Consider the following 17,480-nt stretch of genomic DNA (forward strand, 5'->3'; position numbering starts at 1 on the left):
TCATGTGAGAATCTTCAATCCATATCATACAATTAAATCGACAGGTCAGGATTTTTAGACCGCTACTGACAAATGAGTCAGACATAAGTCATCGCTTTTATTTTGTCCTTCTTCATACTACGGGAAGAAGTCGACCCAGCAAGATAAACCTTCCAATCGATACTTTTCCGCTCATTCCCGAGCTATTTCTAAAAATCCCAGTATTATGCGTCCGTTGCAGACGCATCACGATTCTTGCTAAAATGCTTGATTCAGCTGGCGCGGCCAAGGAGCCGTAACAACGAAAGAGAGGTAGGGCTTTCGTCGTTTCAGGTGTTTTGATCACCTGTAATCCTCGATTCTCATGACAACCAAAAACAACGACACGCTGATGAGGCGTTTTTTTTATGCCTTTTTTCGGGTAAAGCGGAAAGAAGGGGGTGACGACATGCCATGGAATGAGAACAACTATCCGGATTCATTCAAGAACTTTGATCCACCGCTTCGAAAAAAAGCGATTGAGATCGCGAACGCTTTGTTAGAAGAAGGGTATGAAGAGGGACGCGCTATTCCGATTGCGACATCACAAGCTGAAAAATGGTACGAAAGTCACAAAAACGAACAATAAAATGTTGTAAGCGATATCATTCCTTTCACTTACGAAGGATGGTATCTTTTTTTACGAAAAATATACACTCTTTTGAATATGATCTGATATTATAAAGAAGTGTCAGAAAATTCAATAGGGGGTCACATCATGAAATACGGCAGTACGTTTGGAAAGTGGGCATTGGCCGGAGTATTGACTGCAGGAATCCTTCCACAAGCGGGTCTTGTCGGGGCAGAAGGCGAAGGCGTCATCTTGTCTGAATACATAGAAGGAACAAGTAACAACAAGGCAATCGAGCTATACAATGGATCGGGGCAAATCATTGATTTAGCAGACTATACACTCGTTCAGTACACGAACGGTGGACCATCTGAGTCCAAAATCACATTATCGGGGAAAGTAGATCCAGGTAAAACATTCGTTATCGCGAATGCAAGTGCGAATGCAGACATCAAAGCAAAAGCGCAAATGACGACGGGTTCGTTGAACTTCAACGGAAATGATCCAGTTGCATTAAAAAAGGGCGACGTCGTTCTTGATATCATCGGACCGATCGGTTCATCAGTTGATTTCGCAAAAGACACGACACTTGTTCGGAAATCAGGTGTTACATCAGGTGTTAAGACGTATGAACCATCACAGTGGACGAGCTTTCCTGTCGATACACTGACGAATCTCGGTAGCCATCAGACGGAAGCCGGCGATATTCTCGTTGCACCAACGGCTACTCCAGTCGGTGAGGTCGAGCGTGGGGATCAAGTGACACTGTCAGGTGAAGGAACGATTCATTATACAGTTGATGGTACGACACCGACTGTTGACAGTCCGGTTTACACATCACCGATTACGATCAATGACGAAGTGACGATTCAAGCGGTTGCTGTCAAGGATGGGAAAACGTCAGCTGTCTCGACATTCAAGTACTACATCGCACCACCAATCACTAAAATCAGCAGTATCCAAGGCGTCGCGCACACATCACCATACGCAGATCAACTCGTCCGGACGACGGGCGTCGTCACGTATGTCGTTGATGCGAACAACTTCTATATGCAGGATCCAAATCCGGATAACGACAGCCGGACATCAGAAGGTATTCTCGTCTACGCGAAAAACCACGGTGCTGCCGTTGGACAAAAGGTCGCGACGACAGGTTACGTCAAGGAATGGATCCTTGGCGGATACAGCGATAAATTCGATACGGATCTAGCCGTTACGGAAATCAGTACGGTCAATCTCGTAAAGGGTGCGCTCAACGAAGGGTTACCAGCGAGTATCGTCCTTGGTGATAAAGGCGTCTTGATTCCGACTCAAGTCGTCGATAACGATTCCTTCGCTCAGTTTGACCCGGAAGAAGATGCGATCGATTTATACGAAAGCTTAGAAGGCATGCGTGTTGCTTTACCGAACGCGATCGTCACAGGACCACAAGCGAACCGGACGATCCCAGTTCGTACACAAACAGACGCAAACAAGGTCTATACGAAACGTGGCACACCGATTCTGACGAAGGACAACGTCAATCCGGAGCGCTTGTTCGTCGAGATGGGAAGTTCATCGTATCGTGCGAAAGCCGGAGACACATTCGATGGAACGATTGAGGGTGTCATGAGCTACAACTATTCGGCTTACAAAGTACTCGCAAAAGCAGCAGACCTTCCGAAACTCGTTACGAGCGAAGCGGAACGTCAACCGACGAACATCGAAACAGGTGAATCACGCCTGACTGTCGCTTCATACAACGTCGAGAACTTCGCGTCGACAGCGGATGCTGGAAAAGTTGATCGTGTCTCGGAAGGCATCGCGACATTCCTGAAGACACCAGACATCGTTGGTTTGACAGAGATGCAGGATAACGACGGCGCAACGGATAGCGGCACAGTCGACGCTTCGAAATCATTTGAGACATTGATCGCAGCGATCGAAGCAAAAACAGGTGTCCGGTATGCGTATACGGACATCGCACCAGAAGATAAAAAGGACGGCGGGCAACCAGGCGGAAACATCCGTGTCGGGTTCCTCTACAATCCAGCACGTGTATCACTCGCACCAGGAGAAAAAGGTGGAGCGACGGAAGCCGTGGCAGTTGAAAATGGCAAGCTGACGAAAAACCCGGGTCGCATTCAGCCGACGGATCCGAACTTCGCGAGTTCGCGGAAACCGCTCGTCGCGGAATTCCTCTTCAATGGTGATTCATATCATGTCATCGTCAACCACTTCAACTCAAAAGGTGGCGATGGAGCTGACTTTGGTAAAAACCAACCGGTCGTTCGTAAGAGTGAAGTCCAGCGTCATGCGATTGCGAACATCGTCCAAAACTTCGTTTCTGAATTGAAGACGGAAGTCAAAGATTCGAATGTCGTCGTTCTTGGTGACCTCAACGACTTCCAGTTCTCAGAAACGTTAGACATCCTGAAAGGGAAAAATCTCTGGAACACAGTCGATGATCTTCCGAAATCTGAGCGTTACTCATACGTCTACAACGGAAATGCGCAAGTGCTCGACCATATCTTAATTTCGAATAACTTGAAGTCGTATACATCGTCGGATATCGTCAACATCAACTCGGATTACATGGAAGCAGACGGTAGCGCGAGTGACCACGATCCAGCCATCATCTCGATTCAAGGTGCACAAACGGCAGTACCGGTCAAAGGAAAAGCAGAAGTCGGCATCTGGCGTGCTGTTCAAAAAGGGAAGCATATCTTCATTGAACGTAAATTGGGTCGCAACTGGGATAAAGCCAGTGAAACACACGCCGATCAACAAGGTGAATTGCTCGCACTTCGCGTGTCTCAAGGGCGTCCATACATTCAAGTGAAGACAATCAAAGGCAAAACGATCTGGCTTGAATTGTCGAACAAATACAAACTAGCTGAAACAACGAAATACCAATAAAATCAAAAAAGCGGACTTAACGGTCCGCTTTTTTGCGTGCTGGGATAAAGAGTAAAAGAAGTGAGAGTGTACTGATCGAGAGTGTGGAAATTAAGGCAACGGGTAACGGGATGGCACGGAACATATACGTGAAGTGAATGATGATCAATAATAGAATGATAGCGAGACCAGGAATGAATTGTTTTGAGAGCAACATACCGGAACCTGGAACGAGTATTTCAAATCCAAGTCGTTGATTGAGACGAACATCTTCGTGGGCATTGGCTAAGCTAAAGGATACAGTCAAGGCGACAAGGATCATCCAGCCGGAGAATAAGTATTGTTGAATGGGTAAAAAGGCAATGGATTCATAAATGAAATACAGTAAAACCATAGGTCAGCTCCTTCATATCATTATGTTATTTGGAAAAGCATTGAAAGTTTGGCTTACGAATTTTAATGATACCGAGTCAAGATTAGGAGAGCAACCAAAATTCGCTGAGAATGAAATAAAAGAATGTTCACACATTTTAAGAAAAGGGGAATATACTTTAGTCTCTGTACTAAATGTTTTCAAGAATCGTTTAAAAGAAAGCATTTCACTAAAGGAAGAGGGTTCTCATGAAATGTGTCAGGTTTGTGGACGGAAGATGTGATTTAGACAAATGAGAGCCGATGACTGTTCGGGGGAAACAATTTCTTTTAAAATAAAGGTAATGAGATTAAAGGAGGCGAAACGACGACATGAAAAAATGGTTGATCATCGGAGTAGCAGCGGTAGCCTTTTTCGGCTACGAAAACATTCCAATGGAACAGGCAGAAGCCGATTACCCGAAAAGTGGCGGCAAGCTGATTGATCGATATAGCAGTGAGTATCCCGGATATGACTGGGAAGTCAGACGGACTTCAACGGAAGAATTCGTCGCCTTAACGAAGGATGGTAAGGACTACGGCAAATATCGTTTCAAAAACGGTGTGACGACACAAGGTGCAGTATTGAATAAGGATACGGAATCCTCCTTGAAGAAAAAGGGGTGGTCCGCAGTGAAGTCCTATCGTAAAGGCAACACAAACTACATGTTGAATCTGGACCATGCCGCCGTTTATGAGAAGAAAGGCAACTATGTGACGTACTTTTTCGATCAACATGACGGCAATAAAGTCAAAGCGACACTTGCGATTCCGAAAGACGTCGAAGCGAAGAAAAAAGGCTTCTACGGTACATCGTCAAATGCGCTACGGACGACGGATGAGAAACTGATGCTTCGCTTGATGAACTGGGAACGCGCTGATTATAAGTTGAATCCGTTAGCACCGTACACAGCATTGAAGCCGGTCACCCGTGGTCACAGCGAAAACATGGCGAAACATAATTTCTTCTCGCATACAGATCCACAAGGTCGTGATCCGTTCGACCGGATGAAACGCGGAGGAATCACGTTCAGCTATGCTGGCGAAAACCTCTCGATGGGGTATCCGAACGTCTTTGCGGCGCATTGGGGCCTAATGAATTCACAAGGACACCGAGAAAATATCTTGAAAAAAGAGTACAAGCAAGCCGATGTCGGTGTTGCATTTCGTGACAACGCACCGTACTTCACGATTAATTTCCGAACACCTTAAGTATGTAAAAAAGAGGATGACATTTCACGATGTCGTTCTCTTTTTCATGAGATTGTTTGTTTTATACTAAAGGCAGGAGGTGGGGCGATTGGAAATCCGTCGATTGAATCCAGAAGATGCAGTACTCTATAAAGCATTGCGATTAGAAGCATTACAGAATCATCCGGAAGCGTTCGGCTCCGATTATGAAGCGGAAAAAGATCGACCGGTCGACCAGTATGCTACGCGGTTTCAGAGCGAACAGACAGCGACGTTCGGTGCGTTTCATGAAGCGCAACTCGTTGGGGTCGTCACCGTTGTCTGCTCCGAGCTGGACAAGATGCGACATCGAGCCAATTTATTTGCGATGTACGTCACTCCAAGCATCAGAAAACAGCAGGTCGGACGGCAATTGGTACAAGAGGCATTACGGGCATTAGAGGAACGTCCTTGGATCGAGCAGGTTCATCTCTCGGTCGTTCGGACGAATGAAGCCGCTAAAGCCTTGTATCGGTCGCTTGGATTCGAATCGTACGCGATTGAACCGCGGGCGTTGAAAATCGATGGTACCTATCATGATGAAGAACTCATGTGGTATCGGTTCTAACACAAAACAACCGGATTTCAAAGAGATTGTCTCTTTGGAATCCGGTTGTTTTTTATCAGTTTGCCCATTCAGGCTTGCTGAAGCCTTTGAATGATTTTTCGATGACTGTGTTGAATGCATCGGATTCGACAGCTGTCTTCAGGTCTTTCGCGACTTGTGAGTCTGCATCTTTCGTTTGGACAGCAATGAGGTTCCGGTATTGCTCGTCCATCGTCTCGAGTGCTAACGCATCGAGTAAATCGAATTTCGCAGCCAAAGCGAAGTTCCCTGGAACTGCTGAGACATCAACGCTTTCGATGGCACGTGGCAGTTGCGCTGCTTCAAGCGGCTTGATGACGAGTTTCTTCGGATTTTTGACGATATCTTTCTCTGAGACGGTCAGTGGATCGACATCTGGCTTCAGTTCGATCCAGCCTTGTTCTGCCAAGAGGTTCAGCGCGCGTGCCTGGTTCGTCGGATCGTTCGGTGTCGCGACTTCAGCGCCCGTCTTGACGTCGTCAAGTGTCTTCGCCGTCTTACTATATAGTCCCATCGGTGCCGTCGGAACGGTGATGAGTCCTTTTAGGTCGAGATTTTTTTCTTTAGAGAATGTCTTCAGGTAAATCGAGTGTTGGAATAAGTTAGCGTCGATATTGCCGCTACCGAGCGCGATGTTCGGTTGGATATAATCACTGAACTCGACGATTTCGACTTTGTAGCCTTTCTTTTCAAGTTGTGGTTGAATCGCTTGTTTGACCATATCGCTATAAGGACCGCTTGTCGCCCCGATCTTGATCGTCTTGTCTTTTTCATCAGCGCTGCTGTCTCCACATCCTGCGAGGACTCCTGCACCGAGTAAGGCTGTTGCTAAAAAGGCGTATCGTTTTTTCATGATTCCACTCTCCCTTTGTATGTATGATTAGCGTTTATCTGTTTTTCGCGCCAGTTGATTCCCAAGTGCTTGAATGCTCTGGACGATGACGATGAGGACGACGATCGTCACGATCATGATGAGATTATCATAGCGATAATAGCCGAAGCGGATCGCGAGGTCACCGACACCTCCGCCGCCGACGATCCCAGCCATCGCCGAGAAGCCGATCAAACTGATCGTCGTTAGCGTGATGCCCTGAATGATGCCAGGGAGTGCTTCTGGTAAAAGGATACTGACGATGATCCGTAATGGTTTCGCACCGCACGCTTCCGCTGCTTCGATCAAACCAGGTGGAATCTCACGCAGTGATGTTTCGACGAGTCGTGCGAGAAACGGAATCGCTGCGACACTGAGGCTGACGGATGCTGCTGTTGGACCAATCGTATTATCAAGCAAAAATTTCGTTAATGGAATGAGGGCAACAAGCAAGATGATGAACGGCAAGGACCGGACGATGTTGACGACGAAGTCAAGAACACGGCGGACGGCAAGGTTTTGAAAAAATAATCCGCGGTCGGTGACGAACAAGAGAATCCCGAGCGGAATCCCGACGACCAATGCGAAGGCAAGTGAAATTCCGACCATCCACGCCGTCTCACCGAGCGCCTTCAAGAGCTCAGGTAACATTGTTTGAATACGATCAAGCCACATCCTGAATCACCTCGAGTGTATGAAGTTCCGTCGCGAGCCAGTCGAGGGCAGGTGCGATTTGATCGGAGGATCCCGTCAAGCTGACGATTAGGACACCAAAAGCGACGTCTTGGATGTAATCGACTTTTCCGTGCAGGATGCTGACCGAGATATCGTATCGACGGATGGCTTCCGACAACGTACTTTCACCGGTCTTCTCGCCCGTGAACTGTAGGCGGATGATCTTTCCCGGTGTCGCTTGCAAGATGCGTTCCGGTAGCTCGATCTGGAGTGCCGTGTCGACGTAATGTTGTGTCACCGGATGTTTGGCTTGACTGAACAAATCGTATGTAGAGGCAACTTCGACGACTTCCCCTTGAGACATGACCGCGACACGATGGCAAATCTGTTTGACGACATCGATCTCATGCGTGATGAGGACGATCGTCAATCCGAGTCGTTCATTCAAATCTTTCAACAAATCTAAAATCTGCAGCGTCGTGACCGGATCAAGGGCAGAGGTCGCTTCGTCACATAACAAGACGGTTGGATCATTCGCGAGTGCCCGGGCAATCCCGACGCGCTGTTTCTGTCCGCCGCTCAACTGACTCGGGAAGTTCGTCTCGAATCCTTCGAGTCCGACGAGCGAGACGAGTTCACGGATCCGTTCCGGAAAATCTGCTCGTTTGACGCCGGCAGCCTTCAGTGCAAAAGCAATGTTATCTGCGACATTACGCGACTGGATCAATTGGAAATGCTGAAAGATCATTCCTGTCCGCAAGCGAAGTTGACGCAAATCTGCTTTTGACATCCCGCCGAGCGAGACACCGTCGACCTTTACCGTTCCTTGTGTCGGATGCTCGAGACCGTTGATCAGACGAAGCAACGTACTCTTACCGGCACCGGATTCACCGATGATCCCAAAAATTTCTCCTTTTTGAATCGTCAAATCGACATCTCGTAATGCAAAAATCGGGGTCCGGTCTCGGACGAACCGTTTCGTAATCTGTTTGAATTCAATCATCTGCTCATCTCCTCATACAAAAAAGTCGCTTTTTCCTAGTAGCAGAGCAACCAGAAAAAGCGACGAAAGTGTAAGATTTCGTAACTTATCTCTCAGAATGAATCCATTCTGTAGGATGTGGCACCGTTCCTGATAGGTGGTTGCCGGACGTCGTTGGGCCTAATCCCTCGGTCGCTCTCGATAAGTAGTTATGCTGTTGGGATTTACTTTAACGGAAATGATTCCCATCTGTCAAATGTTTTTTCAGAATTATTCTGCAACAGGTGTCCGGAACAGGTTGAGCGTTCCAATTCGGTCGACGGCCTCCTCTAGCCGTTCGACGTCAGCAATTAAGCTGATCCGTACGTAGCCTTCGCCGTATTCGCCGAAGAATGATCCAGGGGTAACGGCGACGTGTGCTTCGTCAAGCAGATGATCCGTGAAGCTTTGGGACGTGTATCCTTCAGGCACCGGAAGCCAGACGAAGAAGGAACCGCCCGGTCGTGGTCCGCTCCAACCGATTGCATCGAGTTTAGCGAACAAGGCATTACGTCGTGTTTCGTATAAGCTACTTAACTCACGGACACATGTTTGGTCACTCGTCAGGGCAACGGTCGCTGCATGTTGGATCGGTGTGAAGGCACTGACGTAGAGATGTTCCTGATACGTCTCGATGCTTGAGATGACGGACGGATTTCCGATCGCGAAAGCGATTCGGAAGCCAGACATGTTGAAGCGTTTCGAGAGTGAGAACAACTCGATTCCGACCTCCTTCGCCCCTTCCGTCTGCAAGAAGCTTCGTGTGGGACCATCAAAGCTGATGCCGCCGTAGGCTAAATCATGGACGACACAAATATCATGGGCATCCGCGAAGGCAACGGTCTGTTCGAAGGCTTCTGCTGTCGCTGTCGCACCTGTCGGATTACTCGGGTAATTGAGGAACAACATCCGGGCGCGCTCGACATCTGTCGTATCAAGTAAATTGTAATCCGGCAGGAAGTTATTTTTCTCAAGCAATGGAAGTGTAATCGGGTAAGCACCAGCAAGTGCTGCTCCAGACAGGTAATCCGGGTACCCCGGATCCGGGACGATGACACCTTCTCCAGGATTGACGATCGTTTGTGGTAAGGCGACGATTCCGGCTTTACTACCGAGAAGAATTGCGACCTCGGTTGCCGGATCAATCGTGACGCCGAATTCGTTCGCATAAAAGCTCGCGACGGCTTGCTTTAGAAAATCATGTCCACGAAATGGTGGATATTGAAGGTTTGTTGGCTCATCGATCGCCTGTTTCAAGGCGTCGAGAATATGTACGGGCGTCGTTTGATCGGGTGTTCCTTGACCAAGGGTAATGACATCATGTCCGGCAGCTTTCACAGCACCGATCCGGTTCGCAAGTTCAGCGAAAACGGGAGCAGGAAGCCGATCGATGGCGATGGATGGAGCGAAATGTTTCATGGATATGTGCCTCCTTCGTAGTATTGTCGTCAAGGATAACGAATATTCAGTCAAAAGAAAAGAACTTTTTTGAAATTCAAAAAAATCGTCCAATAAACAGGTACAGATATGTGGAGCGGGAATAGAGAGTAGGGAGAGGAGTGAGGAGATGAAGCGAGCTAGCTGGAAAGAAGCAGTCGTCTATCAAGTCTATTGGCGCAGTTTTAAGGATTCGAATGGGGACGGCATCGGTGATTTGCGAGGTGTCATCGACAAGCTAGATTACATCGCATCGCTTGGTGTCGATATCGTCTGGTTAAATCCATGTTACCGTTCTCCAGACATCGATAATGGCTATGATATTGCCGATTATTACACGATCATGGACAAGGCGGGGACGATGGGCGATCTACAAGAGTTGATCACAGCGGCTCACGCACGCGGCTTAAAGATAATTCTTGATTTGGTCGTCAATCATACGAGTGACCAGCATGACTGGTTCCGTCAGTCGCGGGACCGAATCCACGACAAGGATGATTGGTACATCTGGAAAGATGGAACGAAAGAGACGCCCCCGAACAATTGGCGGTCTTACTTTGCGCCGAGCCCGTGGACGTGGAGTGAAGAGCGCGAACAATATTATTTCCATTCTTTTGCGAAAGAACAACCGGACTTAAACTGGGAACAACCGGCTGTCCGGCAAGCGATCTACGACATGATGAACTGGTGGATCGCTCAAGGGATTGACGGTTTCCGGATGGACGTCATCAACTTGATCAAAAAACGTTCGCTTGAGGATGTCGTCAATCCGTTTAATCTATCGTATCTCGGGAATCAACCAGGTGTGCACGACTTCCTTCAGGAAATGCATGCGAACGTCCTTGCCGGGAAAGATTTATTCACGGTCGGTGAGATTCCGTTCGTCGGTCCAGAAGACGGTCTGTTATATGTCAGTGAAGAACGTGAAGAACTTCGAACGCTGTTTCACTTCGAAATCGCGGACGACATGGAGGCGATGGATCTTTTACGATTCAAGGAAATTCAGAAACGATGGTATGACGTCTTATACCCATTAGGCGTCAATTCACAGTTTCTCAACAACCACGATCATACGCGACAAGTGACCCGCTTCGGCAGTGAACGATACCGAGTCGAGAGTGCGAAACTACTCGGTTTGATGTTGCATACATTACCTGGCATTCCATACGTGTATCAAGGAGAGGAGATTGGGATGACGGGGATTCGCTTCTCGGAACCGTCGCTCTATCAAGACGTCGCCTTTCGCAATCGATACGCGGAGCGCGTCGCTGGCGGCGAGGATCCGGAGGTCGTACTCTCGTCAATGCAGTTACTCGCACGCGATAACTCCCGCACGCCGATGCAGTGGGACGGTACGCACGCGGCAGGCTTTACGAGTGGGAAACCGTGGTTAGCGGTCAATCCGAATTACACGGACATCAACGTCGAGCAAGCAGAAGCCGATCCATCATCCGTCCTTGCCTTTTACCGAGCATTGATTCAGATGCGAAAGGATCATCCAATCATGGTCTATGGTACGTATCGCGACTTAGCTCTTCATGATCCGTATCTCTACATCTATGAGCGGGAACTAGAGGGAGAAGTGTGGCGGATCGTTCTCAACGTGCATGACGAACCGATGCAAACTGCCTTCGTTTTATCGCAAGATAAGTTGCTTGTGTCGAACTATCCAGATATCTCGGATGAACTACGTCCTTATGAAGCACGTGTATATCGATATGCTGTTACAGAACAGAATTGAACTACTGGACGAAAAAACATCCGCGACGTGTCAGGAACGCGTACGGATGTTTTTTCGTGTGTTATTTGAAAGGTGACGATTTTTTCGTCTGTAAGACGTGCGTGAATCGATCGACGGCTTGGCGCATCTCGTAACTTGGTCCAAGGATGAGGGGACCATGTCCGACGGCAAGAATATCCGGAGACAGTTCCGTTAATTGATCAGCGGAGCGAAGAGCAACGTCTGGATCCCATGTCGCAAGTGCTGGGAACGGAAATTGCCAACGGACGTCACCGGAGACAGCGAGTCCCCCTTGTGTCTGAAAGGCATCTCCGGCGATCAGCATCCGACTACCTTCATGCCAAAGAGAAATCGAACCAGGTGTATGACCTGGCGAGGCGATGACGCTGAGGCTACCGACTTGTTGACCACTTTCGAGCAATCGATCTGGACGTGTTTTGATGTTTTTCGGAATACCGCCTTTTAAAGGGGTCGTTTCGCCTTCGCGTAGCGTCTCGTCCCCACTGAGCAATGCAGCGTCACGGTAACTGATGCAGACTTGAGCGAGAGGAAAGGCATTCGCAAGGAAATCGAGCGAGCCGACATGATCGGCATGTGCGTGTGTCAGGATAATTGCGCCGAGCGGTTTTTCTTGCTTTCGAATATAGTGATAAAGCGCCTTTGCGTTGATTCCGAGTCCGGCGTCAATCAATGTCAAACTGTCTGCTTCTTCAAACAGGTAGCAATTGACCGGGAAAAAGGATGGGGTCGTCTGCAATTGGTGTAAACGTTCGATGATCGTGACACGCATCGGCTTCACTCCTTCAAAAAGTAAATAGACTTCTTCTTTAGTATCGTCTGTTTTTGAATAGGCGTCTAGACGGATTATGTGTAAAAAGAGGCACCATCTATTACTAGATGATCCCTCCCTTGCTAATTATTCAAATGTCACAGCGAAGACAGCACCGGCATGTGGTGCATCATCTCCGTTGGCAGCTGTCGTGACGAGTAAGCGATCTTCGTAAAAAATCGGACATGTCGGATTCGAGACAGGGAAGTCGACATGATCCAGTTTTTCGCCCGTCGTGAGATTCCAACGTGTAATACATGATCCGGCGTAATGTGCGATCCATGCATGACCTTCAGCATCCTTCGTCATACCATCCGGGAATCCTTCTTCCTCTTCGAGATCAACGGCGACGCGTTTATTCGAAAGTGGGGCATCGGGAGCGTAGTCGAAGGCATAGACTTTTTTCGTTGGTGTATCGATATGATAGAGCGTCTTGCCATCTTCTGACCAGACGAGTCCATTAGAGTTCGTCAAGTCTTCGTGTAAAACATCGATGGAACCGTCATGACGCAGACGGAACAGCCCAGCTGTTTTACCGTCTTCTTCATTAATGCTACCAGCGACATATTGTCCGGTCGGATCGAGCTTGCCATCGTTCATCCGATCAGAATCCGGTAATGACAATTGATGTTCGAGAGACAGATGTCCTTCCTTGAGATCGAACGTGCCAAAGCCATGTGCTGATGTGACACGCAATAAGTCCGGAGCGTCCGTCAAGGCAATCGATGTAATAGCGCTTGGCAACGTATATGGTTTAAGTGCTTCTGTAACAAGATCATATGAAAAGAGCAGTTGATTCGGAATATCGACGAAATAAAAGCGTTTTGTTTTTGCGTCGTAAACAGGGGATTCACCTGTCTTGCAGGTGATATCAATGAATAGGGAAACGGTCATGAGTACTCTTCCTCCTAAGCGGACGGCTCTACATGCTGTCCAAGTAATAACAATTTAGTATACCTGTTTTGATACGCAATCAAACCTAAGTCAAGGTGTACACTCGCAACGACTTTGGGAAAAGAAACGTTAAAAAATAGCCTGCTTCCAAAGCAGACTATCGGTATGAACGTGACGTCAGCGGCTTTTCACCAATAGGTTGACCGCTTCCTTCACGAGTTCTTCTGTTTGTCCATCGCCATTTTGTTCTGCTTCCTTGACACAATCGATCAAATTCGAGCTAACGACGACGCCGATCGTCCGGTCAATCGCAGAACGGGCAGCGGAGAGCTGGGTGATGACATCGCGGCAATCTTGCCCTTCTTCCATCATCCGTAAAATACCTCGTAGCTGTCCTTCAATCCGACTAACACGGTTTTTCATCTTCCGATCATAATCCATCTTTATTCCTCCGATTCCCGTTGACCTGACGTCATGTAGTATCTTTATGCTATGCCCATTACGGTATCGCTGTCAATTCAGCAGAATTTTAAGCTATACTTTTCATAGAATGAGGGAATATGGATGTGGTGAAGTTTTTTACTTAGAAAATGGGTGAAATCGAAAACGATTTGGTGTCAGCTTGCGTATACTATATGATAGGGCTGACGTCAGAAGGAGGAGAAGGATGCACACTCAATCCGATGAATCGCTTTATCATCTGATGCGTAGCGGTGACGAGCAAGCTCTCGAGACATTATACGATAAGTACGAGAGGTTATTGTTTTCATTCGCCCATCGCTTTACGAATAATGACCGGTTGTCCGAAGAAGTCATACAGGAAGTATGGATGAAGATTTGGAACGGTCGTGTTGATTTTGATACACAAAAAGGAAAGTTTTCATCGTGGATTTTAACGATTACACGTAACGCGGCACTCGATTGTCTCCGTCGTGAAAAACGACAACCGACGATCGAAGTCGAAGAGCGGGATGGTGGATACGACGAGCCGGTCGAGCGGACGGTCATGCAGCGTGAAACGGCTGCTGAAGTACGCGGCGCGGTCAGTGAATTGAAGCTAGAACAGCAAGAGCTGATTGAACTCGTTTACTTCCAGGGGATGACGCAACAACAGATTTCAGAGCAGCTCGATTTACCTCTTGGAACGGTCAAGACGCGAATCAGGAGCGCGATTCAAGCATTACGAAAACGAATGGATGGGAGGGAACGAGATGGAAGAACGTTGTCATGACTTAATCGATTATTTTAATGGAACATTATCCGCAGCTGATCGCGACGCGTTCGAAGCGCATCTTTCGACGTGCGAAGAATGTCGTGAATCGCTTTTAGAAATGGAAGAACTCATGCTTCCCATCGCTGAATCGCTTCCGGAGCGACCCGTTCCTGCAGGTATGAAAGCACGAATTCTTGGAGAAGTCCTTGGTTCAGCAGAGGCAGCGTCTCCGAAGGAAGCACCGATGACTACTCCGGTAGACGTTAAACAAGCACGTCAGCAACAAACGAAGAAGAAGAGTGTGCCACTCGGTTGGTTGATGAGTATCGCCGCCGCCTTGATTCTCTCGCTTGGTGCGAATGCCTACTTCCTGTCACAGGAAGAGAGCACAGATACACCAGAGACGTTAGCCATGGATGAGATCAAAGGGATGGGGAACTTTGAAAGTACCGAGTCCATTAAAGGATCGAGCATGATTTTCACGCAAAACGATAAATCGTATATGCTCGTTCAACTGAAAGATTTACCACCGCTTCAAAAAGGTCAGCTCTATCAATTGTGGACGCTCGAAGGAGAGACACCTACTGCGAACGGTGTCATTGAAAAAGATGGAGAGGCAGCAGCTGTCTTCCCGCTTAAAGGAGACGGAAAAGTTGATGCCGTCGCCATCACGGTCGAACCCGAACCGGATTTAGAAAAACCGACGGGTGAAATCGTCGCATCGGTAGCACTCTAAAAATGATGTTTAACGGATCCGTCTCGAGCGGATCCGTTTTTGTGTAAGATGTCGAGTGGATTAGGTAAAAAAGTGATGGAATGATAAGAAATCAAACGAATTTCTAAATTACACTGAAAAAAAGAGTCAGAGCAGACGATAGTTAGGAGAATGACATTTCATAAGGAGAGACCTCATACAATGAATGAATGGATCATCTTAACGAAACACTACGAAGTGACATTGGTCGTGTTATCGGTGCTCGTTGCCATCCTCGGCTCATATGGTTCACTGGAGTTAAATCGTCGTCTAGCGAAAGCGACTTCCTTAAAGAAGCGTGCCTTGTTCCTCTCGTCGTTGACGATGGGGTTATCGATCTGGGGAATGCATTTCGTCGGGATGGGAGCATTCTCTCTGTCCGTCACGGTTCGCTATGATTGGTTTTTAATGTTCTTATCCGTCATTCCCGCTATTTTGGCTGCTTTCATTGCCTTTCATTTGTTGTACTCGTCGACGATTACGCGAAAGAAGGTCATTTTAGCAGGATCCCTGATGGGGTGCGGAATCGCTACGATGCATTACCTTGGAATGATGGCGATGGAGTTCGGTGGAGCCGTTCGGTATGAGAAGAGTTTATTTTTTTTATCCGTCCTGATTGCAGTCACTGTCGCCTATATCGCCTTGCTACTGCTTCATCGCTTGAGACATGTCGATAAGAAACGAATCTTGATTCCCATCGCAGTCGTGATGGGGTTTGCCATCTCTTCGATGCATTATGTCGGAATGCTCGGCACATCGTTCTGTATTCCAGCCTCAGATGCCGGACTTATCGGTGATGCTCCAATCACGTCGAACATCTTGAACGAAGTCGCGATACCGGTCTTCTTGATTCTCGTGTTGATTGCAGGTCTCTACATTCACCTCGAACGTCGTGCACTGCAGATGATGGCGTATACCGATCATCTGACGGGATTACACAACCGACGATGGCTCGATCATCACATGACAAGAGTCGATGCCCAGTATGGTCGTGCTAAGCAGGAAATGGCGATGGCGTTACTTGATCTTGATGGATACAAATGGGTCAATGACACCTTCGGATTCGATAAGGGAGATGCGGTCATCCGCCAATTCGCAGAACGGATGTTACAGACGTTGAAGGAAGATGAAGCGTGTATTCGTTATAACGGGACGCAGTTCTTCCTCATCAAACGTGTTTCACAAGAAGACATGACGGATGTCTTCGAACAAATTTTAGACGATGTACGTCTTCCGATTGATCTCGAAGATCAACCGGTTCATTTGACAGCAACGATGGGCGTCATCCTCCCGAATGCGAAGGAATCACTTGAGATGCGGATCGGTCAGATGGAGAGTGCGCTTCGGGCTGGCAAAAATGAGGGGCGTGATCGCTTCATCGTGTATGATGACTCACTACACTCGGATCGTAGAGAGCAATTGATTGTCGGATCCTTACGCCGGGCGATGACGGATTTCAAGGAGTTCACCCTCGTCTATCAACCGAAGATCGCCCTTGCGACGGGAAAAGTTGATCAAGCGGAAGTCTTGATTCGCTGGAATCATCCGAAGTTTGGATTCATCTCACCGGCGGAGTTCATCCCGCTTGCAGAAAAATACAGTTTGATTCACCGTTTAACTGAGTGGGTACTCAAAGAGACCGTCGCCCAGATGGAGATTTGGAAGAAGGAAGATTATTTCATTCGCCAAGTCTCGGTGAACTTATCGGCGATGCATTTCCGGTCCGAGTCACACAACTTAATGATTAAGGAAATCGTCCACCATTCATTGAAGAATGGGAGCGAACTACAGCTACAGCTTGAAATCACGGAAACATCCGTCATGGAGAACCTCGACCGGGCAATGATGATGCTCGGTGAACTGAAACAACTCAGTCTGACGATCGCACTTGATGATTTCGGAACGGGTCTATCATCATTGACACACCTGAAGCATCTCCCGATTGATATCCTGAAGATCGATAAATCGTTCATCGATGAAGTCCCGCATGACGAACGCGGAACGGCAATCACGGAAATGATCATCCAGCTTGCGAAGAGTCTCGGGATCGAAGTCGTCGCGGAAGGCGTCGAGACACTCGAACAGCATCTTTTCCTGAAACGTCTCGGTTGTGATTATGGACAAGGTTATTATTACAGTAAGCCGATGCATGTGAAGGATCTGAATCAGCGGATGATTGAAGAGACCGTTCTAAATGTCGGATAAAGCAATCCAAACACGACTTTCGTTCGTATACTAGATAAGCATGCGAGGATGATGCATGCGACGTCTGGGGGGACGCAAAGCGCTGGATTTTCTCACCAGCTTGTGCACGACGCAGACAGACATCTAGTACATTCAATCATACTCAGA

16 protein-coding genes and 1 riboswitch are annotated in these 17,480 nt (G+C 47.8%); of the genes, 8 read left to right on the forward strand and 8 right to left on the reverse strand.

Annotation, left to right across the window (positions count from 1 at the left end):
* The first annotated feature begins 427 nt into the window (after positions 1-427).
* On the forward strand, positions 428-607 hold the full coding sequence (locus HZS85_RS01200; protein ID WP_214852320.1) for a DUF2188 domain-containing protein: 180 nt from the start codon (positions 428-430) through the stop codon (positions 605-607).
* A 129-nt stretch (positions 608-736) separates the two neighbouring features.
* Positions 737-3,487, forward strand: coding sequence for an FN3 associated domain-containing protein (locus HZS85_RS01205; RefSeq protein WP_214852327.1), 2,751 nt, complete (start codon positions 737-739; stop codon positions 3,485-3,487).
* Positions 3,488-3,503: 16 nt separating this feature from the next.
* On the opposite strand, the gene HZS85_RS01210 is transcribed toward HZS85_RS01205, so the two are convergent.
* Positions 3,504-3,860: a hypothetical protein gene (locus tag HZS85_RS01210; RefSeq protein WP_035410328.1), complete on the reverse strand. Its 357-nt coding sequence runs from the start codon at positions 3,858-3,860 to the stop codon at positions 3,504-3,506.
* Positions 3,861-4,210: 350 nt separating this feature from the next.
* On the opposite strand from HZS85_RS01210, the gene HZS85_RS01215 reads away from it, so the two are divergent.
* On the forward strand, positions 4,211-5,089 hold the full coding sequence (locus HZS85_RS01215) for a CAP domain-containing protein (protein WP_214852329.1): 879 nt from the start codon (positions 4,211-4,213) through the stop codon (positions 5,087-5,089).
* 88 nt (positions 5,090-5,177) lie between these two features.
* The gene (locus tag HZS85_RS01220) at positions 5,178-5,675 is read left to right on the forward strand and encodes a GNAT family N-acetyltransferase (protein ID WP_214852331.1); all 498 of its coding nucleotides are present in this window, start codon (positions 5,178-5,180) and stop codon (positions 5,673-5,675) included.
* A gap of 55 nt (positions 5,676-5,730) precedes the next feature.
* On the opposite strand, the gene HZS85_RS01225 is transcribed toward HZS85_RS01220, so the two are convergent.
* From HZS85_RS01225 to HZS85_RS01240, 4 genes are all read right to left on the reverse strand, one after another.
* Entirely contained in the window at positions 5,731-6,546 is an 816-nt protein-coding gene (locus tag HZS85_RS01225) for a MetQ/NlpA family ABC transporter substrate-binding protein (RefSeq protein ID WP_214852333.1), read from the reverse strand.
* 27 nt (positions 6,547-6,573) lie between these two features.
* Positions 6,574-7,239: a methionine ABC transporter permease gene (locus tag HZS85_RS01230; protein WP_214852335.1), complete on the reverse strand. Its 666-nt coding sequence runs from the start codon at positions 7,237-7,239 to the stop codon at positions 6,574-6,576.
* Complete coding sequence (locus HZS85_RS01235; protein ID WP_214852337.1) at positions 7,229-8,242, reverse strand: methionine ABC transporter ATP-binding protein; 1,014 nt, start codon at positions 8,240-8,242, stop codon at positions 7,229-7,231. Before HZS85_RS01235 ends, HZS85_RS01230 begins: the two co-directional genes overlap by 11 nt.
* A gap of 82 nt (positions 8,243-8,324) precedes the next feature.
* Positions 8,325-8,429: riboswitch (SAM riboswitch) on the reverse strand.
* Between the two features lie 62 nt (positions 8,430-8,491).
* Complete coding sequence (locus tag HZS85_RS01240) at positions 8,492-9,679, reverse strand: aminotransferase class I/II-fold pyridoxal phosphate-dependent enzyme (protein WP_214852339.1); 1,188 nt, start codon at positions 9,677-9,679, stop codon at positions 8,492-8,494.
* A gap of 148 nt (positions 9,680-9,827) precedes the next feature.
* On the opposite strand from HZS85_RS01240, the gene HZS85_RS01245 reads away from it, so the two are divergent.
* A complete protein-coding gene (locus tag HZS85_RS01245) occupies positions 9,828-11,438 on the forward strand; it encodes an alpha-glucosidase (RefSeq protein WP_214852341.1) in 1,611 nt (536 codons plus the stop codon).
* A gap of 61 nt (positions 11,439-11,499) precedes the next feature.
* On the opposite strand, the gene HZS85_RS01250 is transcribed toward HZS85_RS01245, so the two are convergent.
* The 3 genes from HZS85_RS01250 to HZS85_RS01260 all read right to left on the reverse strand — a co-directional run bounded on the left by HZS85_RS01250 (position 11,500) and on the right by HZS85_RS01260 (position 13,602).
* The gene (locus tag HZS85_RS01250; RefSeq protein ID WP_214852343.1) at positions 11,500-12,228 is read right to left on the reverse strand and encodes an MBL fold metallo-hydrolase; all 729 of its coding nucleotides are present in this window, start codon (positions 12,226-12,228) and stop codon (positions 11,500-11,502) included.
* A gap of 126 nt (positions 12,229-12,354) precedes the next feature.
* Positions 12,355-13,161 carry an SMP-30/gluconolactonase/LRE family protein gene (locus HZS85_RS01255; RefSeq protein WP_056063188.1) on the reverse strand — a complete coding sequence of 269 codons (807 nt, stop codon included), beginning with the start codon at positions 13,159-13,161 and terminating at the stop codon, positions 12,355-12,357.
* Positions 13,162-13,338: 177 nt separating this feature from the next.
* A complete protein-coding gene (locus HZS85_RS01260) occupies positions 13,339-13,602 on the reverse strand; it encodes a metal-sensitive transcriptional regulator (RefSeq protein ID WP_214852345.1) in 264 nt (87 codons plus the stop codon).
* Positions 13,603-13,828: 226 nt separating this feature from the next.
* Between HZS85_RS01260 and HZS85_RS01265 the strand changes: the two genes are divergently transcribed.
* The 3 genes from HZS85_RS01265 to HZS85_RS01275 all read left to right on the forward strand — a co-directional run bounded on the left by HZS85_RS01265 (position 13,829) and on the right by HZS85_RS01275 (position 17,333).
* Complete coding sequence (locus HZS85_RS01265) at positions 13,829-14,392, forward strand: RNA polymerase sigma factor (protein ID WP_214852347.1); 564 nt, start codon at positions 13,829-13,831, stop codon at positions 14,390-14,392.
* Positions 14,373-15,110 carry an anti-sigma factor gene (locus HZS85_RS01270; RefSeq protein WP_214852349.1) on the forward strand — a complete coding sequence of 246 codons (738 nt, stop codon included), beginning with the start codon at positions 14,373-14,375 and terminating at the stop codon, positions 15,108-15,110. Before HZS85_RS01265 ends, HZS85_RS01270 begins: the two co-directional genes overlap by 20 nt.
* 180 nt (positions 15,111-15,290) lie before the next feature.
* On the forward strand, positions 15,291-17,333 hold the full coding sequence (locus HZS85_RS01275; RefSeq protein ID WP_214852352.1) for a bifunctional diguanylate cyclase/phosphodiesterase: 2,043 nt from the start codon (positions 15,291-15,293) through the stop codon (positions 17,331-17,333).
* Positions 17,334-17,480: the final 147 nt, after the last annotated feature.

It is taken from the genome of Exiguobacterium sp. s130 (assembly GCF_018619055.1).
Taxonomy (GTDB): Bacteria; Bacillota; Bacilli; order Exiguobacteriales; family Exiguobacteriaceae; genus Exiguobacterium_A.